26 protein-coding genes and 1 tRNA gene are annotated in these 23,343 nt (G+C 65.5%); 13 read left to right on the forward strand and 14 right to left on the reverse strand.

Going from position 1 to position 23,343, the window contains the following annotated elements; translation table 11 throughout:
* Positions 1 to 8: 8 nt before the first annotated feature.
* Complete coding sequence (locus IB261_RS19415) at positions 9 to 770, reverse strand: spermidine synthase (protein WP_192224322.1); 762 nt, start codon at positions 768 to 770, stop codon at positions 9 to 11.
* Positions 771 to 1,187: 417 nt separating this feature from the next.
* On the opposite strand from IB261_RS19415, the gene IB261_RS19420 reads away from it, so the two are divergent.
* On the forward strand, positions 1,188 to 2,534 hold the full coding sequence (locus tag IB261_RS19420) for a class II 3-deoxy-7-phosphoheptulonate synthase (RefSeq protein WP_081518638.1): 1,347 nt from the start codon (positions 1,188 to 1,190) through the stop codon (positions 2,532 to 2,534).
* Positions 2,535 to 2,663: 129 nt separating this feature from the next.
* Positions 2,664 to 3,425, forward strand: a complete 762-nt coding sequence (gene loiP, locus IB261_RS19425) for a metalloprotease LoiP (RefSeq protein WP_192381339.1) — start codon at positions 2,664 to 2,666, stop codon at positions 3,423 to 3,425.
* Between the two features lie 34 nt (positions 3,426 to 3,459).
* Here loiP and IB261_RS19430 read toward each other — a convergent pair whose 3' ends face one another.
* The 3 genes from IB261_RS19430 to IB261_RS19440 form a co-directional block, all read right to left on the reverse strand.
* A complete protein-coding gene (locus IB261_RS19430; protein WP_192381338.1) occupies positions 3,460 to 4,680 on the reverse strand; it encodes a winged helix-turn-helix domain-containing protein in 1,221 nt (406 codons plus the stop codon).
* Between the two features lie 60 nt (positions 4,681 to 4,740).
* A complete protein-coding gene (locus IB261_RS19435; protein WP_192381337.1) occupies positions 4,741 to 5,211 on the reverse strand; it encodes a DUF3291 domain-containing protein in 471 nt (156 codons plus the stop codon).
* An 87-nt stretch (positions 5,212 to 5,298) separates the two neighbouring features.
* Complete coding sequence (locus IB261_RS19440; RefSeq protein WP_401089064.1) at positions 5,299 to 5,532, reverse strand: DUF1127 domain-containing protein; 234 nt, start codon at positions 5,530 to 5,532, stop codon at positions 5,299 to 5,301.
* Between the two features lie 94 nt (positions 5,533 to 5,626).
* On the opposite strand from IB261_RS19440, the gene IB261_RS19445 reads away from it, so the two are divergent.
* Positions 5,627 to 6,478 carry a LysR family transcriptional regulator gene (locus IB261_RS19445; RefSeq protein ID WP_081518641.1) on the forward strand — a complete coding sequence of 284 codons (852 nt, stop codon included), beginning with the start codon at positions 5,627 to 5,629 and terminating at the stop codon, positions 6,476 to 6,478.
* Between the two features lie 6 nt (positions 6,479 to 6,484).
* Here the strand turns inward: IB261_RS19445 and IB261_RS19450 are convergent, their stop codons facing one another.
* Entirely contained in the window at positions 6,485 to 7,231 is a 747-nt protein-coding gene (locus IB261_RS19450; protein WP_151187700.1) for a sulfite exporter TauE/SafE family protein, read from the reverse strand.
* A gap of 105 nt (positions 7,232 to 7,336) precedes the next feature.
* Here IB261_RS19450 and IB261_RS19455 point away from each other — a divergent pair, with 105 nt between their 5' ends.
* The 3 genes from IB261_RS19455 to IB261_RS19465 all read left to right on the forward strand — a co-directional run bounded on the left by IB261_RS19455 (position 7,337) and on the right by IB261_RS19465 (position 9,407).
* Positions 7,337 to 8,293, forward strand: a complete 957-nt coding sequence (locus IB261_RS19455; protein WP_192381336.1) for a LysR family transcriptional regulator — start codon at positions 7,337 to 7,339, stop codon at positions 8,291 to 8,293.
* A 63-nt stretch (positions 8,294 to 8,356) separates the two neighbouring features.
* On the forward strand, positions 8,357 to 8,806 hold the full coding sequence (locus IB261_RS19460; protein ID WP_138521870.1) for a MarR family winged helix-turn-helix transcriptional regulator: 450 nt from the start codon (positions 8,357 to 8,359) through the stop codon (positions 8,804 to 8,806).
* A 172-nt stretch (positions 8,807 to 8,978) separates the two neighbouring features.
* Positions 8,979 to 9,407 carry an organic hydroperoxide resistance protein gene (locus IB261_RS19465; RefSeq protein ID WP_192381335.1) on the forward strand — a complete coding sequence of 143 codons (429 nt, stop codon included), beginning with the start codon at positions 8,979 to 8,981 and terminating at the stop codon, positions 9,405 to 9,407.
* 65 nt (positions 9,408 to 9,472) lie between these two features.
* Here IB261_RS19465 and efp read toward each other — a convergent pair whose 3' ends face one another.
* Complete coding sequence (efp, locus tag IB261_RS19470; protein WP_045211459.1) at positions 9,473 to 10,039, reverse strand: elongation factor P; 567 nt, start codon at positions 10,037 to 10,039, stop codon at positions 9,473 to 9,475.
* A gap of 42 nt (positions 10,040 to 10,081) precedes the next feature.
* Positions 10,082 to 11,209: an elongation factor P maturation arginine rhamnosyltransferase EarP gene (earP, locus tag IB261_RS19475; protein WP_192381334.1), complete on the reverse strand. Its 1,128-nt coding sequence runs from the start codon at positions 11,207 to 11,209 to the stop codon at positions 10,082 to 10,084.
* A 173-nt stretch (positions 11,210 to 11,382) separates the two neighbouring features.
* Here earP and IB261_RS19480 point away from each other — a divergent pair.
* Together IB261_RS19480 and oprI are read left to right on the forward strand one after the other, a co-directional pair.
* A tRNA-Ser gene (locus IB261_RS19480) sits at positions 11,383 to 11,472 on the forward strand.
* A gap of 413 nt (positions 11,473 to 11,885) precedes the next feature.
* Entirely contained in the window at positions 11,886 to 12,137 is a 252-nt protein-coding gene (gene oprI, locus IB261_RS19485; RefSeq protein WP_017517003.1) for an outer membrane lipoprotei OprI, read from the forward strand.
* Between the two features lie 146 nt (positions 12,138 to 12,283).
* Here the strand turns inward: oprI and IB261_RS19490 are convergent, their stop codons facing one another.
* The 3 genes from IB261_RS19490 to IB261_RS19500 all read right to left on the reverse strand — a co-directional run bounded on the left by IB261_RS19490 (position 12,284) and on the right by IB261_RS19500 (position 14,312).
* Positions 12,284 to 13,267, reverse strand: coding sequence for a L,D-transpeptidase family protein (locus IB261_RS19490; protein WP_045211466.1), 984 nt, complete (start codon positions 13,265 to 13,267; stop codon positions 12,284 to 12,286).
* Positions 13,268 to 13,340: 73 nt separating this feature from the next.
* Positions 13,341 to 13,619 carry a hypothetical protein gene (locus IB261_RS19495; RefSeq protein WP_081518646.1) on the reverse strand — a complete coding sequence of 93 codons (279 nt, stop codon included), beginning with the start codon at positions 13,617 to 13,619 and terminating at the stop codon, positions 13,341 to 13,343.
* Positions 13,620 to 13,706: 87 nt separating this feature from the next.
* The gene (locus IB261_RS19500; RefSeq protein WP_081518647.1) at positions 13,707 to 14,312 is read right to left on the reverse strand and encodes an arylesterase; all 606 of its coding nucleotides are present in this window, start codon (positions 14,310 to 14,312) and stop codon (positions 13,707 to 13,709) included.
* Between the two features lie 10 nt (positions 14,313 to 14,322).
* Between IB261_RS19500 and IB261_RS19505 the strand changes: the two genes are divergently transcribed.
* The 3 genes from IB261_RS19505 to greB are packed head-to-tail and all read left to right on the forward strand — an operon-like array spanning position 14,323 to position 18,060.
* Complete coding sequence (locus IB261_RS19505; RefSeq protein WP_151187702.1) at positions 14,323 to 15,006, forward strand: ABC transporter ATP-binding protein; 684 nt, start codon at positions 14,323 to 14,325, stop codon at positions 15,004 to 15,006.
* A gap of 13 nt (positions 15,007 to 15,019) precedes the next feature.
* Complete coding sequence (locus IB261_RS19510; RefSeq protein ID WP_192381333.1) at positions 15,020 to 17,521, forward strand: ABC transporter permease; 2,502 nt, start codon at positions 15,020 to 15,022, stop codon at positions 17,519 to 17,521.
* A 41-nt stretch (positions 17,522 to 17,562) separates the two neighbouring features.
* A complete protein-coding gene (gene greB / locus IB261_RS19515; RefSeq protein WP_081518650.1) occupies positions 17,563 to 18,060 on the forward strand; it encodes a transcription elongation factor GreB in 498 nt (165 codons plus the stop codon).
* Between the two features lie 88 nt (positions 18,061 to 18,148).
* Here the strand turns inward: greB and IB261_RS19520 are convergent, their stop codons facing one another.
* Positions 18,149 to 18,469 carry a hypothetical protein gene (locus IB261_RS19520; protein WP_081518651.1) on the reverse strand — a complete coding sequence of 107 codons (321 nt, stop codon included), beginning with the start codon at positions 18,467 to 18,469 and terminating at the stop codon, positions 18,149 to 18,151.
* A 182-nt stretch (positions 18,470 to 18,651) separates the two neighbouring features.
* On the opposite strand from IB261_RS19520, the gene thpR reads away from it, so the two are divergent.
* The gene (gene thpR / locus IB261_RS19525; protein ID WP_192381332.1) at positions 18,652 to 19,170 is read left to right on the forward strand and encodes an RNA 2',3'-cyclic phosphodiesterase; all 519 of its coding nucleotides are present in this window, start codon (positions 18,652 to 18,654) and stop codon (positions 19,168 to 19,170) included.
* Here thpR and IB261_RS19530 read toward each other — a convergent pair.
* A complete protein-coding gene (locus tag IB261_RS19530) occupies positions 19,156 to 20,055 on the reverse strand; it encodes a LysR family transcriptional regulator (RefSeq protein WP_192381331.1) in 900 nt (299 codons plus the stop codon). The genes thpR and IB261_RS19530 overlap by 15 nt on opposite strands.
* 93 nt (positions 20,056 to 20,148) lie before the next feature.
* Between IB261_RS19530 and IB261_RS19535 the strand changes: the two genes are divergently transcribed.
* Positions 20,149 to 21,177, forward strand: a complete 1,029-nt coding sequence (locus tag IB261_RS19535; protein WP_081518654.1) for a YeiH family protein — start codon at positions 20,149 to 20,151, stop codon at positions 21,175 to 21,177.
* An 80-nt stretch (positions 21,178 to 21,257) separates the two neighbouring features.
* Here the strand turns inward: IB261_RS19535 and IB261_RS19540 are convergent, their stop codons facing one another.
* Both IB261_RS19540 and IB261_RS19545 read right to left on the reverse strand, forming a co-directional pair.
* On the reverse strand, positions 21,258 to 21,692 hold the full coding sequence (locus IB261_RS19540; RefSeq protein ID WP_017517576.1) for a DoxX family protein: 435 nt from the start codon (positions 21,690 to 21,692) through the stop codon (positions 21,258 to 21,260).
* Between the two features lie 142 nt (positions 21,693 to 21,834).
* Positions 21,835 to 23,259, reverse strand: coding sequence for an MltF family protein (locus tag IB261_RS19545; protein ID WP_081518655.1), 1,425 nt, complete (start codon positions 23,257 to 23,259; stop codon positions 21,835 to 21,837).
* Positions 23,260 to 23,343 lie beyond the last annotated feature (84 nt).

Below are 23,343 nucleotides of genomic sequence, written 5' to 3' on the forward strand. Positions count from 1 at the left end.
GCGGAGAGTCACTGCGCCGGGCGCAGTGACTCGATGTAGGTGCGCAGCGAATAGCCCAGTTTGGGTTCGAGCTGGCCGACGCGCTTCTTCAGGCCGCGCAGGTTCAGCTCCTGGTCCAGTTCGGCAGGAACGAAGACGATCACATTGCCCTCGGGCACCGGGCACTCCCAGTAATGCCGGTTGAAGCGTCCGCGCAGCAGCGCGGCGCCCAGCGGCCGGCCATCGTCGGTGCTCCACTGGTTGATCACCAGCCAGCCGCCCGGCTTCAGGCGCTCGCGGCAGGCACCGAGAAAGTCCCAGCCAATGTGCGCCGGCGCCGGCCCGGTATCGGTGTAGAGATCGAGGAAGATCAGGTCCGCCGGCTCGCACTCGGCCAGCTCCTGCACGGCGTCGCCGATGCGCAGGTTCAAGCGCTGGTCGTCCACCAGTCCGAGGTGCTCGCGAGCCAGGCGCGGGATGGACGGGCGCAGCTCGATGGCTTCCACCTCTTCCAGCGGCAGGTACTTCAGACAGGCCTGGGTCAGGCTGCCCGCGCCGAAGCCGAGGAACAGTGCGCGGCGCGGGCGCGGATGGCACAGCGCGCCGACCAGCATGGCGCGCGAGTAGTCGTACTCCAGCCAGCTCGGGTCGCCCATCAGCACGCAGCTCTGCTCGACCTCGTCGCCGAACTCCAGGTAGCGGAAGGCGCCGCTCTCCACGACACGGATCACGCCGAAGTCATCGCGCTCCTCGACGATCAGCAATTCTTCGCTCAGCAGCTCCTCGCTCATGACCGGCTCCGGGCAGAAACGGTCGTGACAATGCGATCCGCCGGGAACGGCGAACGGCACGGATTGCCATTGAAATACAGGGGCTCGCGCACGCAATAATCCTTCGAATCAAGACGGCCAACCACGACCGACACGTCAGCAAGGCCGCAAGAATAACAGCCCAAGAGGCACAACCGGTCATGCGCCAGCGCAACACCATCAACGCTCCCTTCGCACACCACCCTTCCCCGCCCGGACTCCAGACACGGCACGCTCGCGCGCACCGCGCAGACGGCTGATCGCGCCAGCGAGTCCCGAAGACCCGTGTTCCCCTGGACAAGGATGTCCCCCCTCTTCATACGCCAGCGACCACGCGCGGGGCAAAAGCCGAGCTGATACCATGGGCGGATACCGTCCACAGCCGCGAAGACCCCGCCGATGAGCCTGCCCTGGAGCCCCGATAGCTGGAGAAGCAAGCCGATCCAGCAACAGCCCGCCTACCCCGACGCCAACCGCGTGAGCGAAGTCGAGCGCACCCTGGCCAGCTTCCCGCCACTGGTGTTCGCCGGCGAGGCGCGCGAGCTGCGCCGGCAGTTCGCCGAGGTCACCGCCGGCCGCGCCTTCCTGCTGCAAGGCGGTGACTGTGCCGAAAGCTTCGCCGAGTTCTCCGCGGCGAAGATCCGCGACACCTTCAAGGTGCTGCTGCAGATGGCCGTGGTGATGACCTTCGCTGCCGGCTGCCCGGTGGTGAAGGTCGGGCGCATGGCCGGGCAGTTCGCCAAGCCGCGCTCCTCCGGCGATGAAACCATCGGCGGCGTGACCCTGCCCGCCTACCGCGGCGACATCGTCAACGGCATCGGCTTCGACGAGAAGAGCCGCGTACCGGATCCGGAGCGCCTGCTGCAGGCCTACCACCAGTCCACTGCCTCGCTGAACCTGTTGCGCGCCTTCGCCGGCGGCGGCTTCGCCGACCTGCACCAGGTGCACCAGTGGAACCTGGACTTCATCGCCAACTCGGCGCTGTCCGAGCGCTACCAGCAGCTGGCCGACCGCATCGACGAGACCCTCGCCTTCATGCGCGCTTGCGGCCTCGATACCGCGCCGCAACTGCGCGAGACCAGTTTCTTCACCGCCCACGAAGCGCTGCTGCTGAACTACGAAGAAGCCTTCATCCGCCGCGACAGCCTCACCGGCGGCTGGTACGACTGCTCGGCGCACATGCTGTGGATCGGCGACCGCACCCGCCAGCTCGACGGCGCCCATGTTGAGATGCTGCGCGGCGTCGGCAACCCCATCGGCGTGAAGGTCGGCCCGAGCATGGACAGCGAGGAACTGATCCGCCTGATCGACATCCTCAACCCGGACAACGACCCCGGCCGCCTCAACCTCATCGTGCGCATGGGCGCGGACAAGGTCGGCGACGGCCTGCCGCGGCTGATCCAGACCGTGCAGCGCGAGGGCAAGCAGGTGCTGTGGAGTTCCGACCCCATGCACGGCAACACCATCAAGGCCTCCAGCGGCTACAAGACCCGCGACTTCGCGCGCATCCTCACCGAGGTCCGGCAGTTCTTCGAAGTGCACCAGGCCGAGGGCAGCTATGCCGGCGGCATCCACATCGAGATGACCGGGCAGAACGTCACCGAGTGCATCGGCGGCGCACGGCCGATCACCGAGGATGGCCTGAGCGACCGCTACCACACCCACTGTGATCCGCGCCTGAACGCGGACCAGTCGCTGGAGCTGGCCTTCCTCATTGCGGAAACCCTGAAGCAAGTCCGACGCTGAATCCGACGCTGGCCCCGGCATTTTCCGAAAGCCACTTCCTTCATTTGACGACAACGGGGTCGCTACCTAAAGTGGCGCCCCGCACGGCAACCGCCGCGCCATGGAAACCGTCAACCAAGGAAGATTCCGATGCAACTGCACCGCTCCCTGCTCGCCCTGCTGATCGGCGCCAGCGCCGCCCTCACCGGCTGCCAGAACATGAACACCGACAGCCTCGTGCAGTCCGGCATGATGGCCATGAAGGCCGCCACCCTGAGCGACGCCGAGATCAAGCAGGTCGCCGACGAAGCCTGCGCCAAGCAGGACGCTGAAGCGCAGATCGCGCCGGCCTCCAGCTCCTACACCAAGCGTCTGGACAAGATCGCCGCCGCCCTGGGCAACCCGCTCGACGGCACCGCGGTCAACTACAAGGTCTACCTCACCGACGACGTCAACGCCTTCGCCATGGCCAACGGCTGCGTGCGCGTTTACTCCGGCCTGATGGACCTGATGAACGACAACGAAGTGGAAGGCGTGCTCGGCCACGAGATCGGCCACGTCGCCCTGGGCCATATCAAGAAGGCCACCCAGACCGCCTACGCAGCCGCAGCCGCACGCAACGCCGCGGCCGCCTCGGGCAATGCCACCGTGGCCGCACTGTCGCAGTCGCAGCTGGGCGAGATCGGCGAAGCGCTGGTCAACGCACAGTTCTCCCAGTCCCAGGAGTCGGCCGCCGACGACTACTCCTTCGACCTGCTGAAGAAGCGCGGCATCCAGCTGGAAGGCCTGGCCACCGCCTTCGACAAGCTGGCCAAGCTGAGCGGCGGCCAGGAGAGCAGCATGTTCGACTCGCACCCCGGCTCGCAGCAGCGCGCGGACCACATCCGCCAGCGCATCGCCAGCGGCAAGTGATCCCGGACGGGCCTCTGCGGAGGCCCGTTTGTTTTCAGGACCTCGCCAGCAGCCCTTGCAGGCGCTCGCCGGACGAACGCCGACAGTTCACCGCCACCCGCTCCAGCCCGAGCCAGTTCGCCATCTCGCCCAGTTGCTGCGCCAGCGCGGCGTGCCCCTCTTCCCCCAGCCCCTTTTCCTCTTCGTGGACGGCATGCACCACCAGCCTGCCGGCAGGGCGATCGGAGCGCAGATCGACCCGCGCGGCCAGGCGCTCGTCGAACAGGAACGGCAACACGTAGTAGCCGTAAACCCGCTTGTGCTGCGGCGTGTAGATCTCCAGGCGGTAGCGGAAGTCGAACAGCCGCTCGGTACGGGCGCGTTCCCAGACCAGCGAATCGAACGGCGAGAGCAAGGCACTGGCGCGCACCTTGCGCGGGATCACCGGGTCCGCCAGGCAGTAGGCCGGCGCCTGCCAACCCTGGACCTGCACAGGCAAAAGCTCGCCGGCCTCCAGCAACTCGGCCAGCCGCGCCTTGCTGTCGGCAGGGTCGAGGCGGAAGTAATCGCGCAGGTCTCTCTCGGTAGCCACACCCAACGCCTGTGCCGAATGCAGCAGCAACTGGCGCTGCGCCTCATCTTCGTCCACGTCGGGCCGCTGCAGCAGATCGGCGGGCAGGACGCGCTCCGGCAAGTCGTACAGCCGCTCGAAACCGCGACGCCCGGCGACCGTCACCTCGCCCGCGGCGAACAGCCACTCCAGCGCATGTTTCTCGTCACTCCAGTCCCACCAGGGGCCGGCGCGTTCTTCGCGGGTGGTCAGGCTGCCGGCACCCAGCGCCCCTTGCTCGCGCACAGCGCCGAGCACCCGCTGGATCACCGGTTGCTGCTCGCGCCCAAAGCGCGCCAGTTGCTGGTAGATGCCACGTCCCTCGGCCGCGCGGCGCATGCGCCAGCGCATCAGCGGATAGAGCTCCAGCGGCAGCAATGAAGCTTCATGCCCCCAGTATTCGAACAGCCGACGATGCCGCCCGCCGCTCCAGGCGGCCTCTTCCAGCAGCGTCGGCGAATAGTTGCCCAGCCGTGAAAACAGCGGCAGGTAGTGCGAGCGCACCAACGCGTTCACCGAGTCGATCTGCAGCACGCCCAGTCGTTCCAGCAGGCTGCGCACATGTCGGCGCTGCACCTCGCCGCCGGGCTTGCGCAGGGTGAAGCCCTGGGCGGCCAGGGCCAGGCGGCGGGCCTGCTTGAGGGACAGGGATTCGACGGTCGGCATCGTGGACTCCGGAGCTGGGCGAGCCCTAGAGCCTAACGCCAATCGCAGCGCCTGGCTGCATCAGGCGGGTTCCCCGAGCGACGTGGGTACCGGGAAGGGACGTGCGAAGGTGAAGACCTCCGCCGAGGGGCCCTCCAGCCGCAGACGCTCCAGGCGGTCGCGGGCCATCGCCACATCCGGCAGCTCGCCTTCGGGCAGCCACCACAGCGCGAGGCTCGGCGAAGGCAGGCGCTCCATCCAGTCGCGCTTGCTGCGCAGCACCTGCAGATGCTCGCCGGCATAGACGTAATCCTTGAGCGCCTCGACCGACTCCCACAGCGACAGGTTGACGATGATCAGCGGGTCGTCGAAGACGCGAATCGAGGTGGCATCGCCCTCCTCCGTCTGCAGGCGCCAGACGAAACCGGGGCTGCGCTCGGCGAGGGCATTGATGTGATCGAGCTGGTCGACGAAGCCCTTCATCAGGGGGTGATCCAGCGGTGCGCGGGCCCTGGCGATGTTGACCTGGGCAAGGCGGTAACGGGTGGACATGGGCTTGCTTGTCATCCAGCGGGTCATGAGGCTGATCAGGCTTTTGGGAGCGGGCGGCACGACGAGGGTCCGCGCCGCCCGGCAATTTCAACGACGGACATAATCCATCCAGAACGGGCGCTCGACTTCCTGCTGGATGTCGGCACGGCTCAGGCCGATATCCTTGAGCGCCTCATCGCTCATGGTCGCCAGCTCACGACGCTGGCGGGCCAGTTCGTGCCAGTGCAGGACACGTTGCATGGCGCGTTTCCAAAGCGGAACGGGGGAGACTTTGTGGACATGGTAGGACGCTGCTACGAAACCGAGTTGACCTTTCATCATGCTTCCCTCCCTGTGGGGTTGGATGCAGTTTCAGGCTCACGCTAAGATCAATCCAACGAATCATTCTTATGCAACCCATCTCGGAGATTGATGAATGAGCAGCTTCCCCAGCATCGACAGCGAACTGCTGCGCACCTTCGTCGCCATCGCCGACCACGGCGGGTTCACCCGCGCGGCCGAGATGGTCAACCGCACCCAGTCGGCAGTGAGCATGCAGATGAAACGCCTGGAGGAGGACGTGCTGGAGCGCAGCCTGTTCGAGCGCGACGGCCGCCAGGTGCGCCTGACGCCCGAGGGGCAGATCCTGCTGGGCTACGCGCGGCGCATCCTGCGGTTGCAGGGTGAGGTGTTCAACACCTTCCGCCAGCCACACATGGTCGGCTCGGTGAAGATCGGCACGCCGGATGACTATGTGATGCGCTTCCTGCCCAGCATCCTTTCGCGCTTCGCCGAGGCCTATCCGCTGGTGCAGGTGGAAGTGCACTGTGACTCGTCCGCGCAGTTGCTGATGCGTAACGACCTGGACCTTTCCATCGTCACCCGCGAGCCGGGTACCGAGATCGGCCAGTTGCTGCGCCAGGAGTCCTTCGTCTGGATGGCGGCCGAGAGCTTCTGCCCGCAGGAGCAGCGCCCACTGCCGCTGGCGATGTTCAACACCGCCTGCTTCTGCCGCGCCTGGGCCTGCAATGCGCTGGAGGCGATGGAAGTGGACTACCGCATCGCCTACAGCAGCCCGAGCCTGTCGGCGCTGTTCGCCGTGGCCAGTGCGGGGCTGGCGGTCACAGCGCAACTGCAGAGCTTGCTCACTGGCAATCTGCGCATCATCGGCGAGGACGAGGGCCTGCCAATGCTCCCCAACGCCAGCATCGTGCTGCTACGCGGGCAGAAGATGACCCCGGTGACCGACAAGCTGGCCGAGTACATCGTCGAAGGCTTCCGTTCGTAACACGGCTCAACGAACTGCCAGCAGCACTGCGCAGACGATCAGGAAAGCGCTGAAGGCCAGACGCAGCTGACGCTCGGGCAGCGCATGGGCCAGGCGCACGCCCCAGGAAATGCTGACCAGCCCACCCAGCGCCAGCGCGCTGCCCATGCGCCAGTCCACGTGGCCATGCGCAGCATAGGTCGCCAGCGCCACGCCCGTGCTGGGCGCCGCCAGAGCCAGCGCAAGCCCCTGGGCGATCACCTGGGTCAGGCCGAAGACGGACGTCAGAACCGGTGTCGCCAGCACACCGCCGCCCACCCCGAACAGCCCACCAAGTGAACCGGCACCCAGTCCCAGCACGCCCATCCACGGCAGGCCGTAGCGCGGCGTGCTGCTGCCCTGGGGCACGCGCTGGAACAGGCGCACCAGCAGATACAGGGCCAACAGCACCAGGAAGACCACGAAGGCGGTGCGCATGCTGCGGGCATCCAGGTTCACCGCGATGCTGGAAGCGAAGAACGCGCAGACCAGCCCGGTCAGCGCCAGGACGCCGGCCTGGGCGAAATCTATACGGTTGCGCTGGTGGTAACGCCAGATCGCCAGCAGCACATTCGGCACCACCATCACCAGCGCGGTGCCCTGCGCCAATTGCTGATCCAGCCCGAACAGCACGCCCAGTGCCGGAATCGCCAGCAGCCCGCCGCCAATACCGAACAGCCCACCCAGGCTGCCCAGCACGACGCCGAGCAGAAAGTCCAAGACCAGGTCCCACATGACGCACCTCCACAACAAGGCGTCCATGCTAGAAAACCCCGGCTGGATGGGAAACGCAAAGCGCAGCACAATGGCTTTGCCCATCCTGCAAAGCCGCCACACGCCATGAATCCTTCCAGCCTCGAAGACCAGCTCGACCTCTACCTGGACGTGCTCGACAACGGCAGCTTCTCCGCCGCCGCCCGCCTACGCCAGCTCACCCCTTCCGCCGTGGCACGACGCATGGACGCGCTGGAGCAGGGATTGGGATCGACCCTGCTGGTGCGCAGCACGCACAACGTGCGCGCCACACCGGCAGGCCTGGCGTTCGCCGAGCGGGCGCGACGGATAGTCATCGAGTTGCGCCAGGCGCGAGCGGAAGCGGTGTCCCTGAGCACCGCGCCGGAAGGCCTGATCCGGATCGACGCCCCGGTGCCCTTCGGTCGCCGTCACCTGGCACCGGCGCTGGCGGACTTCCTTACCGCCAACCCCGGCCTGGACGTGCAGCTGCGGCTGATCGACAGCTTCACCGACACCCGCGGGGAAAACCTCGGCCAGGTCGACCTGGTGCTGCGCATCGGCACCCTGCCCGACAGTCGCCTGGTCGCTACCCGTCTCGCGCCCATGCGGCGGATCGTCTGCGTGAGCCCCGCCTACCTGCAGCAGCACGGCACACCTGCCTCGCCACTGGAGTTGCCGGAGCACATCGGCCTCGACTGGGAAGGCCTGGCGCCGCCGCTGGCCTGGCGCTTCCTCATCGACGGCAAGTTGCAACACCTGCGGCCGCGCCGGCTGCGCATGACCGCGAACAATGCCGAGACGCTGGTGGAAGGTGCACTGCAAGGCATCGGCCTCGCTCACCTGCCCACCTGGCTGTGCAGCGAGTACCTGATCAGCGGCCAATTGCTGCCGCTGTTCTGCGAGAACGGCCTTCCCGAACCAGAGCCCGGCGTTATCCACGCGTTGCGCCTGGAGCGCGGCACCCACCCACGCAGTGAGCGCCTGCTGGGCTTCCTGCTGGAGCGTTTCGGTTTCCCGCCGCCCTGGGATGCGGCACTTGCAGAAGCGCTGTTCAAGAATTAACCATCGCGCTAAATTAATGCGCAATCACCTCTTCGCTTCGAGCGCCCCGGCCAGGAGCACGCCATGACCCAGCAAGACCCGACCTGCGAAGCCCTCAAGCTGGATAACCAGCTGTGCTTCGCCCTCTACTCCACCTCCCTGCAGATGACCAAGGTCTACAAGCCTCTGCTGCAGGAGCTGGGCCTCACCTACCCGCAGTACATCGCCATGCTGGTGCTGTGGGAAGAAGACGGCATCACCGTGGGCGAGATCAGCTCGCGCATGCTCACCGACCCTGGCTCCCTCACGCCCCTGCTCAAGCGCCTCGAGGCCGAGGGCCTGATCACCCGCACCCGCAGTCAGGCGGACGAACGTGTGGTACAGCTGCGCCTGACCGACAAGGGCCGCGAGCTGCGCCGACAGGCGGAGAGCATTCCGGCCTGCATCCTGGCCAGCAGCGGTCTAACGTTGGACAGTCTGAAGCGCCTCCAGGAGGAGCTCGTGGACCTGCGCGGTCACTTGCAAGCCCCGTAGTCCGGGGCTTATGCCAAAGTTGCAGGTTCTTTAGTCAGAAATCTTCCAACAATTATCTTGCGCACTAAATTAAATCGAACTAACTTTCATCTCACGAACTGCTTAGCGCACAAGATATCAAGCAGCAAGACACTCTCAACCCGACCTACCTGACAGCCAATCGGAGACCATCATGCAAACCATCAAAGCCCTCTACACCGCCACCGCTACCGCCACCGGAGGCCGTGATGGCCGCGCCATCTCCTCGGACGGCATCCTCGACGTGAAACTGTCCACTCCGCGTGAACTGGGCGGCGCGGGCGGCGAAGCCACCAACCCGGAACAGCTGTTCGCCGCTGGCTACTCGGCCTGCTTCATCGGCGCCATCAAGTTCGTCGCCAGCCAGAGCAAGAAGCAGATCCCGGCAGACGCCTCGATCACCGGCAAGGTCGGCATCGGCCAGATCCCCGGCGGTTTCGGCCTGGAAGTGGAACTGAACATCAACCTGCCGGGCCTGGGCCAGGCCGAAGCCGAAGAGCTGGTCGCCAAGGCCCACCAGGTCTGCCCCTACTCCAACGCCACCCGCGGCAACATCGACGTGCGCCTGAACGTCAGCGTGTGATTCCACGAACGGCAGAAACGAAAAAGCCCGGCATCAGCCGGGCTTTTTTCTGTCTCGGATCAGGCTCAGGCCTTGACGCGGGACTTGTACTCGCCAGTGCGGGTATCGATTTCGATCGAGTCGCCGATTTCGCAGAAGGCGGAAACCTGGACTTCAGCACCGTTCTTCAGGCGAGCGGTCTTCATCACTTTACCGGAGGTGTCGCCACGGACAGCCGGCTCGGTGTAGACGATTTCGCGGACGATGGTGGTCGGCAGTTCAACGGAGATGACTTTCTCGTTGTAGAAGACGGCTTCGCAGACGTCGGTCATGCCGTCTTCGATGAAGGTCAGCACGCCTTCCAGGTCGCCTTTCTCGATCTCGTACTGGTTGAACTCGGTGTCCATGAAGACATACAGCGGGTCCGCGAAGTAGGAGTAGGTTACTTCCTTGCGATCGAGGATGATCGGCTCCAGCTTGTCGTCGGCCTTGAACACGGTCTCGGTGCCAGCACCGGTCAGCAGGTTCTTCAGCTTCATCTTGACGACCGCGGAGTTACGGCCGGACTTGTTGAACTCGGCCTTCTGGATGACCCAGGGGGCGCCATTGATGTTGGCAACCTGGCCAGCGCGGAACTCTTGTGCGGTTTTCATACGATTATCCGATTGGATTGGAGACAAAAATCAGGGGCCATATCATAGCCAATTTGTATAAAAACGCACCAGCCCCGCGGCAAGATCGGTTTGTTCGCTCAGGCGCCGCTGCCAATTGCCAATCCACGCAGCCCACTCCGGCAGCCGGATTTCCAGCTTTTGCCAGGCATCGCCGACGTCACCCAGGCCATTCCAGGCCATCCAGAACGACTGCAACTCCGCCCGCAGCGAGTCGTCCATTCCTTCGCAGAACAGCGCCAGGAAAGCTTCCAGCTTCTCCAGGTGGATGTCCTCATCCTGCTGGTAGATGTGCCAGACGAAGGGCCTTCCCGCCCATTGCGCCCGCACGAACGAATCCTCGCCGCGTACCGCGTTGAAATCGCAACTCCACAAGAGCGGGTCGTAGTCTTCCTGGCGCACGAAAGGCAGCACCTGCACACGCAGGGCCTGCTTCTGGTACTGCTCCCCGACTCCCAGGGCCTGCCCCGCCCAGCGCTCGACATCGGCAAGCACCCTGCCCTCTGGCACCAGCAGCAAGGTGGCAGTGCTGCTTCCAGCCAATGCATCCAGCCAGCCGCCCAGCGCGGCATTCTCATAAGCGAACAGGGAAATACGCCGTTCATGGGCCTGCGGGCGCACCCCAAGGCTTTCCAGAAAACCAAGGCTGGCCGCCGGATCGCCCTGGAAGGCATCGCGCCGGGCAATCAGATCGCCCTCGCGCAGCAGCCCGCCGGTAGCGGCAGTGAAGCCGGGGAAATAGAAGTACTTCTGCAGCCCGCTGGCCTGCATCGATGGTAAACCGTGGCAGGACTCCACCCAGGATTCGGCGCTGAGGTATTCCAGGTTCAGCCACAGCGAACGCGTCTGCCGCTCGCGCATCGCCTCTATATAGGCAGCCGGCATTTCGCAGGCGAAGGCTTCGATCACCACGTCCGCCGCAGGAGTGTCCTGCCAGGGCTTGGGCCACAGCCGCACTTCCACGCCCGATTGCTGCTGCACCGCGACCGAGCCGTTGGCCGCCGGGCAGATGCGCGCGAAGGCCGCCAGGTCATCGACCCATAGCCGCACCTGTTGCCGATGCTCCCCGGCCAGCTGGCGGGCCAGCCGCCAGGTGACACCAATATCGCCATAGTTGTCGACTACGCTGCAGAAGATGTCCCAGCTGGCCATGCGCATTCCTACGTACCAGAGCGTGTCTCAGAAGGCTCCAGTGTACCCGCGATCCCGGCCATGCTCCTTAAGCCGATGAATCCCTTGGAAAAAATTTTCAAAAAAGATTTGCCAAGGAGGAAACCTTTGAGTAAAGTGCGCGCCTCGACAGACACAGCGCTGTCGAGAAATCTGGTGAGGTGTCCGAGCGGTTGAAGGAGCACGCCTGGAAAGTGTGTATACGAGAAATCGTATCGAGGGTTCGAATCCCTCCCTCACCGCCAGATTCAAGAAAAAGCCCGGCTAAGCAATTAGCCGGGCTTTTTCGTTTTCCCCTTCACACTTTCTTCACCTGTTGCGGCCTAGTTGCAAGTTGTCAGTTGGACAAATGCACAACGGCGATTAAACAGTTGTTCGACCATTGTCGACAGTCATCTGACAGCTTGGTTCCACAGGCCGGAAACCCGCCTCAGACCCCGCCTGACACCTGTTGGCAACACTCCTTTGCCAGATTGGACAGTTTTTGCCCAAATCGGCCTCGCACAACTGCTAACAGCACCCGTAACATGAAAAAAAAGTGCCGTACTTGCGCTTGGTCAGTTTACTTACTACAAGTAATGGGTACTATGTAGTCCGGCTAATTTCCCAGTCATGGGAGATTGCTTTTAATGGAAATGTCCACCTTAAGGGGAACACGATGAACAACGTTCTGAAATTCTCTGCTCTGGCTCTGGCTGCTGTTCTGGCCACCGGTTGCAGCAGCCACTCGAAAGAAACCGAAGCACGTCTGACCGCTACTGAAGACGCCGCTGCTCGCGCTCAAGCCCGTGCCGATGAAGCCTATCGCAAGGCTGACGAAGCTCTGGCCGCCGCTCAGAAAGCCCAGCAGACCGCTGACGAGGCTAACGAGCGCGCCCTGCGTATGCTGGACAAAGCCAGCCGCAAGTAATAGATCTTCGGATCTGTTCGAAAAAACCGACCCCTCGGGGTCGGTTTTTTTATGCCTGCCTGTTTTGTCCCCTCGACAAACAGGCAGGCAACAAAAAGCCCGCTCGACCGGTAACGGTCGGCGGGCTTCTTAGTGCGCACTGCGAGTTACTGCAGCGGCACGGCGTCCTGGTCAACAGTAGCGGCAACCGAACCACCCTGCTGCACTTGCTGCGGCTGGGCAATGGCTACCGGCAGGCCGTCTTCGGCGGCAACCACTTCACGCACCACGTTCCAGTCCATCTGCATCTGGCTGGCGATGTCTTCGCGCTTGAGCAGGGCGTTGATCACCGCAGTGTGCTTGTCGACCACGGACGGGTCGCCGTTGTCATCGATGGGCGCGTGGGCTTCGAGGTAGATCTTGCCTTCGCTGCGACCGAACTTGTACGGCTCGTTGATGATGCGCACCTTGGTGCCCACCGGAATCATCGAGAAGAGCTGGGTCACGTCCCAGTTGTACATGCGGAAGCAACCGTGGCTGGTACGGGTGCCGATGCCGAACTTCTTGTTCGAACCATGGATCAGGTAGCCATGGAAACCCAGGCTCATCTTGTACGGACCCAGCGGGTTGTCCGGACCCGGCGGCACTACGGTCGGCAGCGGATCGCCGTCGGCGGCGTGCTCGGCGCGGATCGAGGCCGGTGGGTACCAGGCCGGATCCTTGGTCTTGGCGATCACGCTGGTGCTGCCCACCGGCGAACCCCAGCCCTCACGACCGATCCCCAGGGCGTAGGTGTAGACAACGTTCTTGTCCTTGGGGAAGTAGTACAGGCGGTATTCGGCGAGGTTGATCACCACGCCTTCGCGCGGACCTGCCGGCAGGACGAAACGGGTCGGAATGATGACCTCGGTGCCCACGCCCGGCAGCCAGGCATCGACGCCCGGGTTGGCAGCGATCATCTCGGAGTAGCCGAGGCCGTACTTCTCGCCCAGGTCGGCGAAGGTGTCTTCGTACTTGGCCTTGATGACCTGGACCTGGCCGACGATATCGTCGCCCGGCGCCGGCAGCGGCAATTCAATGGCGGAAACGGGGCCGGCCGAGAGCAGCGCGGCGAGGGACAGCGAGCAGGCGGCAATGACGCGCGACAACATCCGAGGATCCTTGACGTGGGCAATGAGCAAAGGGTGATCAGTTTACCACCGCAAGCCCCGTCAACGGGAGATATCAGATGAGCCAGGAACTGCGCGCGCCGCGCTTTTCCTCTTCGAGTTGTTTCAGGCAGGCCGCGCAGATGCGCCGATCGCGCAGCAGCGGTTTCTCGGCACCGCGCCACATCGGCTGTGCCGGCAGCAGGCTGCCACACAACGTGCGGTCAGCCGGGGTTCCCAGCTCCAGCTGGCGCGCGACCAGATGCACCCGGACCTCGCGGCAGGCGAACAGGTCCAGCTGTTCATCGGGTTCGATCAGCTGGTAGGCGAAGAGGGTCCAGGCGGGGCGCGACATAGGGGGTTCCAGAAGGGTGCGCAAACATAGCCGAAAGGCCGGGCGCGGGGAAGCCTCGATTCCGTGGTTTATCCGTGCTGCCATTCATTACAGCAGGGGCTTGAGCGTCGGCCACACGTTGTCGAGCAGTTTAGGCTGAGCCGCCACCGCCGGATGGATGCCGTCAGCCTGCATCATGTCCTGCACGCCCCCTACCCCTTCAAGGAAGAACGGCACCAGTGGAATCTTCTGTTCGCTGGCCACGCTGTCGAAGACCTTGGCGAACGCGTCGGTGTAGCGCTGCCCGTAATTGGGCGGCAGGCGCATGCCGAGCAGGATCACCTTGGCGCCCGACTTCTGCGACTGCTCAACCATGCCGCTAAGATTCTGTTGCAATTGCGCCGGCGCCATTCCGCGCAGGCCGTCGTTGCCGCCCAGCTCGATCACCACCAGCTTCGGCTTCTGCTCCGAAAGCAGCGCCGGCAGCCGCGCGAGGCCTCCTGCAGTGGTGTCGCCGGAGATCGACGCGTTTACCACCTTGTAGTCAAAACCCTGCTCCTGAAGACGCTTGTCCAGCAGGTTGACCCACCCCAGGCTGGTATCCAGCCCCAAACCGGCGCTGATACTATCGCCGACGACCAACAGCGTCTGCGCCGCGGCCTGCTGCGTGATCAGAAGCAACGCCAGGCAGCCGCCCATTAGCCATGCACGCATCGGATTCTCCATGAGCGAAAGCATTCTCACCGCGCGGAACCTTAGCAAGGTTGTTTCCAGCGCGGAAGGCAAGCTGACCATCCTCCACGACCTCTCCCTCGACCTCGCCCGCGGTGACAGTCTCGCCATCGTCGGCAGCTCCGGCTCGGGCAAATCCACCCTCCTCGGCCTGCTCGCCGGCCTGGACCTGCCCAGCGGCGGCGAGATCGTCCTGCTCGGCCACACCCTGGGCAGCCTCGATGAAGACCAGCGCGCGCGAGTACGCGCCGCCCACGTCGGCTTCGTCTTCCAGTCCTTCCAGTTGCTCGACAGCCTCAATGCGCTGGAGAACGTCATGCTGCCGCTGGAACTGGACGGCCGGAAGGACGCCGAGCAGCGCGCCCGCGAATTGCTGGAACGCGTCGGCCTCGGCCAGCGCCTGACCCACTACCCGCGCCAGCTCTCCGGTGGCGAACAACAGCGGGTCGCCATCGCCCGTGCCTTCGCCGCCGAACCGGACGTGCTGTTCGCCGACGAACCGACCGGCAACCTCGACACCCACACCGGCGAGCGCATCAGCGACCTGCTCTTCGAACTGAACCGCGAGCGCGGCACCACCCTTGTCCTGGTGACCCACGACGAACGCCTCGCCCACCGCTGCCAGCGCCATATCCGCCTGGAAAGCGGCCACCTGATCGACCACGTCGAACCCTGACGGACGAGAGCCGATGAAGCCACTGTCGCTGCCCAACCTGTTCCGCCTGTCCCTCCGCCAGCTGTGGCGCGAGGGGCGCAGCGGCGAACTGCGCGTGCTGTTCTTCGCCCTGCTGGTGGCGGTGGCGGCGAGCTCCGCCATCGGTTATTTCAGCGCGCGTCTGAACGGCGCCATGCTGGTGCGCGCCGCCGAATTCCTCGGCGCGGACCTGGTACTCACCGGCACCCAGCCGGCGCAGCCGGAACAGATCGACCGCGGCCTCAAGCTCGGCCTGCAGCACGCGCAGAGCGTGGAATTCTCCAGCGTGGTGGCCACCGACAACGGCATTCAACTGAGCAGCGTGAAGGCCGTCGGCGACAGTTATCCCCTGCGTGGCGAACTGAAGAGCGCGCCAGCCCCCTTGCAGCCGGAAGTCGAAGGCGGCCGCCCGGCGCCGGGTGACATCTGGGTCGAATCGCGCCTGCTCGCCAGCCTCGACCTGAAGATCGGCGACAGCGTCGACATCGGCCGCAAGTCCCTGCGCATCGCTCGCGTGCTGACCTACGAACCGGATCGCGCTGGCGACTTCTATAGCCTCACCCCGCGCGTAATGATGAGCCTGCACGACCTGGACGCCACCGGCGTGGTGCAGCCCGGCAGCCGGGTGCGCTATCGCGACCTCTGGGGCGGCGCGCACGATGCGCTGCAAACTTACCGGCAAGCTACCCAAGGCAACCTGGCCGCCAACCAGGAACTGCAGGACGCGCACCACGGCAACCGTCAGATCGGCGACGCCCTGGGCCGCGCCGAACGCTACCTGAACCTCGCAAGCCTTGCCGCCGTGCTGCTCGCCGGCGTGGCCGTGGCGCTGTCGGCCAACCGCTTCGCCACCCGCCGCTTCGACGCCAGCGCACTGCTGCGCTGCTTGGGTCTGTCGCGCCGCGAAGCCCTTCTGCTGTATGGCAGCCAACTGTTCGCGCTGGGACTGGTTGCCAGCGTCTGCGGCGCCTTCCTCGGCTGGCTCGCGCAGCTGGGCCTGATGCACCTGCTGGGCAACCTGCTGCCGCCGGAAATTCCCGAAGCCGGCATAGTCCCCGCGCTCGCCGGCATGGCGACCGGGCTGGTCGCGTTGGCCGGCTTTGCCTTGCCACCGCTCGCCGCGCTGGGCCGCGTACCGCCGCTGCGCGTGCTGCGCAGCGACCTGCTGCCGGTGCCGATGCGCACCTGGGCCGCCTATGGCTGTGCGCTGCTCGCCCTCGGCCTGATCATGTGGCGCCTGAGCCTGGACCTGAAACTCACCCTCGCCCTGCTCGGCGGCGGCGCCATCGCCGCGGTGATCCTTGGCTTCATCCTGCTGCTGGCCCTGCGTGGCCTGCGCCGCGCCCTCCAGGGTGCCAGCCTGCCGTGGCGCCTGGGCCTGGGCCAGCTGCTGCGCTACCCGCTGGCCGCCGCCGGACAGAGCCTCGCCTTCGGCCTGATCCTGCTGGCCATGGCGCTGATCGCCCTGCTGCGCGGTGAATTGCTGGACACCTGGCATTCCCAGTTGCCGCCCAATGCGCCGAACCACTTCGCGCTGAACATCCTGCCGGCCGAGAAAGACGGTTTCGAGCAACGGGTGAAGGCACTGTCGCCCAACGCCGAAGACCTCTATCCGATGGTGCCGGGCCGGCTGGTGGCGGTGAACGGCAAGCCCGTCCAGACATTGAAGGAAGACGTGCGCAGCGAGCGCGCCCTGCACCGGGACCTCGGCCTGACCTGGTCGGAGCGCCTGCCTTCGGGCAATCAGATAGTCGCCGGTGATTGGTGGCAGGCCGACGAGAACAGCGAACTGCCGGGCGTCTCGGTGGAAGAGAAGCTCGCCGGCAACCTCGGCCTGAAAGTCGGCGATCACCTGAGCTTCACCGTCGCCGGGCAGACTCGCGAAGCGCAGATCCGAAGCCTGCGCTCGGTGAAATGGGACAACTTCCAGCCCAATTTCTTCATGGTCTTCGAGCCCGGCACCCTGACCGACCTGCCGGTGACCTACCTGACCAGCTTCTACCTGCCGGTGAGCCAGGAGCGCCAACTGATCGAACTCGCCCGCGCCTACCCCACCGTCACCCTGCTGCCAGTGGACGCGCTGCTGGCGCAGCTGCGCAGCATCCTCGACCAGGTGACGCTGGCGGTGGAGTACGTGCTGGTGTTCGTCCTCGCCGCCGGCTTCGTGGTGTTGTTCGCCGGCCTGCAGGCGACCCTCGACGAGCGCCTGCGCCAGGGCGCACTGCTGCGCGCGCTGGGCGCCGAGCGCGGCCTGCTGATGCGCACGCGGCGCAGCGAGTTCGCCCTGCTCGGCGCGGTTAGCGGCCTGCTGGCGGCGCTGGGCTGCGAGCTGATCAGCTACCTGCTCTACCGGCTGGTGTTCGACCTGCCGTGGAGCCCGCATCCCTGGCTGCTGGGGCTGCCGGTGCTGGGTGCGCTGCTGGTGGGCGGCGCCGGCCTGCTCGGCACTCGACGCGCGCTCAACGTGAGCCCATTGCGCCTGCTGCGCGAGAGCTGATCGGGTAGACTGCCCCGATCACTCTCGCCGCACTGGATGCCATGAGCCGCTATCGTCCGCCCCGCCCTGCCGGTACCCCGCTGATCACTCCCGAAGGCGAAGCGCGCCTGCGCGCAGAACTGCATGAACTGTGGAACGTGCGTCGGCCACAGGTGACCCAGTCGGTCAGCGAGGCCGCCGCGCAAGGCGACCGCTCGGAGAACGCCGAGTACACCTACGGCAAGAAGATGCTGCGCGAGATCGACAGCCGCGTGCGCTTCCTGCGCAAGCGCCTGGAAAACTGCAAGGTGGTCAGCGAGCGCCCGGCGGATCCGAACAAGGTCTACTTCGGCGCCTGGGTCACCCTGGAAGACGAGGACGGCGAACAGGCCCGCTACCGTATCGTCGGCCCGGATGAGCTGGACCTGCGCAACAACCACATCAGCATCGACTCGCCACTGGCCCGCGCCCTGGTGGGCAAGGAGCTGGACGCCGAGGTGATGGTGCGCAGCCCGTCCGGCGAGAAGATGTGGTTCGTGGTGGAAATCGACTATCCCTGAGGCTGCGCCAAGGATCGCGGATCAAACTCCCTGCAGGAGCGGGCCGCTTACTAGAAATGCAGGGGCGCTCCTGCAGGGGCTCAGGCGTTCAGAACGACGGCGGACGCCGGGTAATCAGCCCTTGCCGGGCGACACGGGTGAGTTCGTGAACGGCTGACTCCAACTGCTCGGCCACCGGCGACTGGACGACGGCGAAGTCGAAACTGTCGGACGGAAAGCGCGCGAGATCAGCAAAGGTTTCGGCGAACTGGATCAGGAAGGTGCGCGAGCCGTTCCAGCGCTTGGGCCAGCCATCGAGGTAACGGACGAGGGTGGGCTGGTGATTGCCGCCCAGGAGAATCTTCGGATTGCGCCGCACCAGGCCAGTGGTGATCGGGGCCAGGCGCACATGCGGGTTGGGACAGGTCATGGTGTCACGTCTCCGCCTCAGGGGTCCTGCTGGACGCGGCGAGAGGCACACCGAACCAGCGCTTTAGCGGTATTTCGATGTCAGCTGTCGCTTGCATCCGCGCCCCGCAAGTTGCTACTTAAATCGGCGCTGTGCGGCATCCTAGAGAAGCCCCGGCAAAGCTGTCAAGGAGACTTCAGTCGATGACCACACCCCCCATGCGGCTGTTCTTCGCCCTGCCCTGCCCGGCTGAACTGGCGGCGCGCATCTGCACCTGGCGCGACAGCCTGCACCACGACGGCCAGCCTGTAGCCCAGGCCAACCTGCACCTGACACTGGCCTTTCTCGGCTCCGTGCCGCGCGGGCGCAAGGCCGAATTGCGCGCCATCGGCGAACGCCTGCCACGCCAGGGCTTCAACCTTGAACTGGACCACATTGCGCGCTGGAACAACGGCATCCTGCACCTGGCGCCCAGCAACGCGCCGGCCGCCCTGCACGAACTGGTGCACGCCCTGCGCGAAGAGCTGCATGCCGGTGGATTCGAAGTCGAGCATCGCCCGTTCCATCCGCATATCACGCTCGCTCGCCATGCCCACCATACGCCGACGGCCCAAGCCGCCTTCCTGCTGCCAGCCCAGGCGGTGACGCTGTTCAGCTCGGAGAACAGCCCCACCGGGGTGCGCTACCGCGCCATCGGCGAGTGGCCGCTAGACAGCGTCTGAGCGCGCCGCCCAGTCCTGGGCGTAATCGAGGAAACGACGCAGGCCCGCCGTGGGGTACTTGTCGATATGCAGCGCACGGAAGAAGGTCCGCCGCAGCGGCGCCAGCGGGTTATCCAGACGCACCAGTTCGCCGCGCGCAAGCTCCGCCTGCACGACGCGTTGCGACAGACAGCCGATGCCGAAACCGCTGCCCACCAGATGCTTGATCGCCTCGGCGTTACTCACCTCCAGAGGCGCGTTGACGCTGCCCAGGCGTGGCAATACCTGCTGCTCGAATGTCACGCGGGTACCGGAACCGGCTTCGCGCAGCACCCAGCGCGCCGCCGCCAGATCCTTCAGGCTGATGCGCTCGGCCAGCGCCAGGGGATGTTCCGGCGCCACTACCAGCAAGAGTTCATCGGCCATCCAGGGCGTGAGCTGGATCTGCGGATGCTGGATCGGCGCCTCGATGAAGGCCACGTCCAACCTGAACTCGGCCAGCGCCTCGATCACCCCGCCGCTGTTGGCGACCTGCAACTCCAGACGGCTTTCGGGCAGCTCGCCGAGAAAACCGGCCATTACCTGCGGCAGCAGGTAGCCGCCAATGCTGCGGCTGGCACCGAGGCTCAGCTGTACCGGAGCCGATTCGAACAGGCTCTCCAGCTCCGCGCTCTGCGCCAGCAAAGCACTGGCCTTGGGGTAAAAGGCGCGGCCGTTGTCGTTCAGCGCCAGGCGCTTGCCGCTGCGGTCGAACAGGCGCGTACCGAGCGCGCGCTCCAGTTCCTGCAACGCCTGGCTGGCGGCGGACTGCGACAGCGCGATGCGCGCTGCCGCCTGGGTCACATTGCCCAGCTCGGCGATGGCGGTGAAGGTCGCCAGTTGGCGAAGAGTAATGCGCGGGCCCATATCGATAAAACCGGTCAACCTAATAAGAACAATCCGTTTTTACACTAAGCAACGCGGCGGCACCATGGCTTCACCTTACACAAGGAGCCTGTAATGAACGCCCTTCGCCGCCTGCCCTACTACGTCCCTGGCGCCCTGCTCTGCCTGGGCATCGCCTTCGGCTCCCGCCAGCTCATGGAAATCCCCGCGCTGCAGCACCTGGGACTCGGCAGCCTGACCCTGGCGATCCTCATCGGCCTGCTGGCCGGCAACCTCGGCCTCGCCCGCTTCGGCAGCATCCGCCCCGGCATCGACCTGTCGCGCCAGCAACTGCTGCGCCTGGGCGTGGTGCTCTACGGCCTGCGCCTGACCTTCCAGGACATCGCTGCCCTCGGCCCAGCCGCGCTGATCATCGACGTGCTGATGGTCGCCAGCACCCTGACCGTCGCCTGGTGGATCGGCGAGCGCTGGCTCAAGCTGCCGCGTGAAAGCGCCCTGCTGATCGGCGCCGGCAGCGCCATCTGCGGCGCCGCAGCGGTGATGGCGAGCAGCCCGGTGCTCAAGGCGCGCGCCGAACACACGGCCGTCGCGGTGGCTACCGTTGTCCTGTTCGGCACCCTGGCGATGCTGCTGCACCCATTGATCTACGCTGCGCTGCCCAACCTGTTCGGCAGTGAGCAGGCCTTCGGCGTGTTCACCGGCTCGACCATCCACGAAGTCGCCCAGGTGGTTGCCGCCGGCCGCGCCATGGACCCCGCCGCTGCCGACGCTGCGCTGATCAGCAAGATGCTGCGCGTCCTGCTGCTGGCCCCGGCCCTGCTGATCCTCGGCCGTGTGGGTTGCGCCGAAGCCGCCGAGCCGGGTGCGCGTCGCAAGCTGCACATTCCGGGCTTCGCCGTGTTCTTCCTGCTGGTGACCGGCCTGCGCTCGCTGGGCTGGGTCCCGGAAAGCTGGCTGGCGCCGCTGCAGCAGCTGGATGATGTGATGCTCGGCATGGCGATGGCCGCCCTGGGCCTGGCCACCCGCCTGGGCGACCTGCGCAAGGAAGGCCCGAAGCCGCTGCTACTGGGCGCCGGACTGTTCGTCTTCCTGCTGGTAGGCGGCGGCCTGATCAATGGCGGCGTGCAATATCTCTTCCACTGATTCCGGCCGGCAAACAAAAAGGGCGGACACCTGAGGTGTCCGCCCTTTTTCGTTACCGCCTTCTGCTGATGCCTTGGCGATCAGCTGGACAGCTTGCGGTCCAGGGAGAACGGGCCGGCACCGCTGATCAGCAGCGCAACGCTGATCATGATCAGGGTAAAGGCGTATTCGAAGCCGTTGGCGGTGATGAAGAAGCCGTTGGCCAGGTGCACGCTGAACACGGCCACCAGCATGGCGACGATCAGCGGGATGCTCGCCAGGCGCACCAGCAGGCCGAGGACCAGGGCCAGGCCGCCGAAGAATTCGGCGCTGCCGGCCAGAGCGGCCATCAGGTAGCCGGGGGTCACGCCGAGGGATTCCAGCCAGCCCGCCATGCCTTGCAGACCCGGGCCACCGAAGGCGCCGAAGAGTTTCTGCGAGCCGTGTGCCATGAAGGTCAGGCCGGTGGTGATACGCAGTACAGCGATGCCGGCGCCAGCGTTGGTGGTCAGGATGGATTTGATCAGCGAGTTCATGGTGCGTCCTTATGGAAGCTCGAGTGGGAGCGAAGGGTTGCGTAGGAAGTGGGTGACAACCGTGGTTGCTTGGCGACCACTATATCCAGTTTTTCCGATATCAAAAGCGCAAAATCGCGCTAATAACTATCGAAAAAATCGATTACTTCTTGATTGCCGCCACGCTTTCACGTGGCTCGAGGCCATCACGTTCGCGCTGATATGCAAGATAGTACTTGTTGACGCTGCTGACGTAGTTCACCACGCCCATGCCCAGTTGCTCGGCCGCCACGCGCTCGACCTGGAAGAACCACTGGTTGGGGTTCAGGCCCTGGCGCTTGGCCTCCGCGCGCAGGCTTTGCACCCGCTCGGGACCGGCGTTGTAGGCAGCAAGAACGAAGGCCATGCGGTCACGCTCATTGATGCGCGGGCTGGAGAAGAAGCGCTTGCGCAGCATCGCCATGTAACGGCTGGCGGCCTGCACATTGCTGTCCTTCTGGTGCACGGTATCCACGCCCACGGCGCGGGCCGCCGCCGGGGTGATCTGCATCAGCCCGGTAGCGCCGCCAGCGCCGCGCGCGCTGGCATTGAGATTGGATTCCTTGAAGGCCACGGCGGCCAGCGCCAGCCAGTCGACCTTGTTCTGCTCGGCGTAGCGCTGCAGGGTCGGGCGCACGGCTTCCAGGCGCTTGCGGTCAGGCACGACCAGCGGATTGCGCACCTGGTAGGCGCGGCGATAAAGGCGCTGGAAGGCCACGTCCTGGTCCGCCGGCGCGCGGTAGTCCTTGAGGAAGCGGTTGACGCTGGCACGCAGCATTGGCGCGTCGCGGCGCACGTACCAGGCCATCGGCTCGCTGTTGTCCAGCACCAGATGACGGTCGACGCGCAGCTTGGTGAAGACCTTGCTCCAGCGTTCGGCGATGGGTTGCTCGACCACGGTGTAGTTGAAGATGCCGGCCTGGACCATCTCCAGCACGTCTTCCACGGCCAGGGAAGAATCGGTCCACTCCAGCACCAGGGGCGCCATGCGCTTCTGCGCCAGACGCTCGTTGACCTTGCGCACGGCCTCGCCAGCGGCGCTGCCGGCCGGCAGGGTGATGGTGCGCCCGGCGAGCTGCTCCAGGCGCACGAACTTGCGGTTGCCCTGCTTGGTCACCAGCACCAACGGCACGTCGGCCTTCCACGGCAGGCTGGGGCTGACGTTCTGGCCGTCGCGGGCCAGCAGGACTTCCCCGGGCGCGACCAGATCGCCTTCGCCGCGTTGCAGCGCGCCGAGCAATTGATCCTTGGCCTTGGGAATGAATTTGATGGTGAGCGGCTTGCGCCCCGGGGCGCTGTCGTTGAGGTACTGCTCGAAGGCGCGCAGGCGGCGGTACTCGACGCCGATGGGTTCGCCCTTGATTTCGCCGGAGCTGTTGCGGCTCTGGTTGACCAGAACCCGCAGGGTGCCGCCGGAACGGATGGTGGCCAGGTCGCGGGCGTCGCTGCTTTCCTGCTCCCAGTTTTCCGGCTGGGCCGTCAGGCGCGCGGCCGCCGGCAGTGGCGTCAGGGCCACGAGGCACAGCAGTAGCAGCAACAGTCGGGTCATCCAGCTCTCCGGGGGCTCGCACTCGGCGGTGGGCCGATTAGAGTGCGGTTTCGACCGGTAGTTCCCGGCCGCCAAGGGCGCGCA

Origin of the sequence: Pseudomonas sp. PDM20 (assembly GCF_014852575.3) — a bacterium.
Classification (GTDB): Bacteria; Pseudomonadota; Gammaproteobacteria; order Pseudomonadales; family Pseudomonadaceae; genus Pseudomonas.

Bases quoted from the DNA above. Each gene is read 5' to 3' on its own strand.
- IB261_RS19530 (WP_192381331.1), bottom strand. From the start codon at position 20,055: ATGGGCCCGCGCATTACTCTTCGCCAACTGGCGACCTTCACCGCCATC.
- IB261_RS19505 (WP_151187702.1), top strand. From the start codon at position 14,323: ATGAGCGAAAGCATTCTCACCGCGCGGAACCTTAGCAAGGTTGTTTCC.
- IB261_RS19510 (WP_192381333.1), top strand. From the start codon at position 15,020: ATGAAGCCACTGTCGCTGCCCAACCTGTTCCGCCTGTCCCTCCGCCAG.
- earP (WP_192381334.1), bottom strand. From the start codon at position 11,209: ATGGCCAGCTGGGACATCTTCTGCAGCGTAGTCGACAACTATGGCGAT.
- IB261_RS19535 (WP_081518654.1), top strand. From the start codon at position 20,149: ATGAACGCCCTTCGCCGCCTGCCCTACTACGTCCCTGGCGCCCTGCTC.
- IB261_RS19435 (WP_192381337.1), bottom strand. From the start codon at position 5,211: ATGTCCACCCGTTACCGCCTTGCCCAGGTCAACATCGCCAGGGCCCGC.
- IB261_RS19440 (WP_401089064.1), bottom strand. From the start codon at position 5,532: ATGATGAAAGGTCAACTCGGTTTCGTAGCAGCGTCCTACCATGTCCAC.
- IB261_RS19495 (WP_081518646.1), bottom strand. From the start codon at position 13,619: ATGTCGCGCCCCGCCTGGACCCTCTTCGCCTACCAGCTGATCGAACCC.
- IB261_RS19545 (WP_081518655.1), bottom strand. From the start codon at position 23,259: ATGACCCGACTGTTGCTGCTACTGCTGTGCCTCGTGGCCCTGACGCCA.
- greB (WP_081518650.1), top strand. From the start codon at position 17,563: ATGAGCCGCTATCGTCCGCCCCGCCCTGCCGGTACCCCGCTGATCACT.
- IB261_RS19520 (WP_081518651.1), bottom strand. From the start codon at position 18,469: ATGACCTGTCCCAACCCGCATGTGCGCCTGGCCCCGATCACCACTGGC.
- IB261_RS19500 (WP_081518647.1), bottom strand. From the start codon at position 14,312: ATGCGTGCATGGCTAATGGGCGGCTGCCTGGCGTTGCTTCTGATCACG.
- efp (WP_045211459.1), bottom strand. From the start codon at position 10,039: ATGAAAACCGCACAAGAGTTCCGCGCTGGCCAGGTTGCCAACATCAAT.
- IB261_RS19415 (WP_192224322.1), bottom strand. From the start codon at position 770: ATGAGCGAGGAGCTGCTGAGCGAAGAATTGCTGATCGTCGAGGAGCGC.
- IB261_RS19455 (WP_192381336.1), top strand. From the start codon at position 7,337: ATGAATCCTTCCAGCCTCGAAGACCAGCTCGACCTCTACCTGGACGTG.
- IB261_RS19420 (WP_081518638.1), top strand. From the start codon at position 1,188: ATGAGCCTGCCCTGGAGCCCCGATAGCTGGAGAAGCAAGCCGATCCAG.
- IB261_RS19430 (WP_192381338.1), bottom strand. From the start codon at position 4,680: ATGCCGACCGTCGAATCCCTGTCCCTCAAGCAGGCCCGCCGCCTGGCC.
- IB261_RS19445 (WP_081518641.1), top strand. From the start codon at position 5,627: ATGAGCAGCTTCCCCAGCATCGACAGCGAACTGCTGCGCACCTTCGTC.
- IB261_RS19490 (WP_045211466.1), bottom strand. From the start codon at position 13,267: ATGTTGTCGCGCGTCATTGCCGCCTGCTCGCTGTCCCTCGCCGCGCTG.
- oprI (WP_017517003.1), top strand. From the start codon at position 11,886: ATGAACAACGTTCTGAAATTCTCTGCTCTGGCTCTGGCTGCTGTTCTG.
- IB261_RS19450 (WP_151187700.1), bottom strand. From the start codon at position 7,231: ATGTGGGACCTGGTCTTGGACTTTCTGCTCGGCGTCGTGCTGGGCAGC.
- thpR (WP_192381332.1), top strand. From the start codon at position 18,652: ATGACCACACCCCCCATGCGGCTGTTCTTCGCCCTGCCCTGCCCGGCT.
- loiP (WP_192381339.1), top strand. From the start codon at position 2,664: ATGCAACTGCACCGCTCCCTGCTCGCCCTGCTGATCGGCGCCAGCGCC.
- IB261_RS19540 (WP_017517576.1), bottom strand. From the start codon at position 21,692: ATGAACTCGCTGATCAAATCCATCCTGACCACCAACGCTGGCGCCGGC.
- IB261_RS19465 (WP_192381335.1), top strand. From the start codon at position 8,979: ATGCAAACCATCAAAGCCCTCTACACCGCCACCGCTACCGCCACCGGA.
- IB261_RS19460 (WP_138521870.1), top strand. From the start codon at position 8,357: ATGACCCAGCAAGACCCGACCTGCGAAGCCCTCAAGCTGGATAACCAG.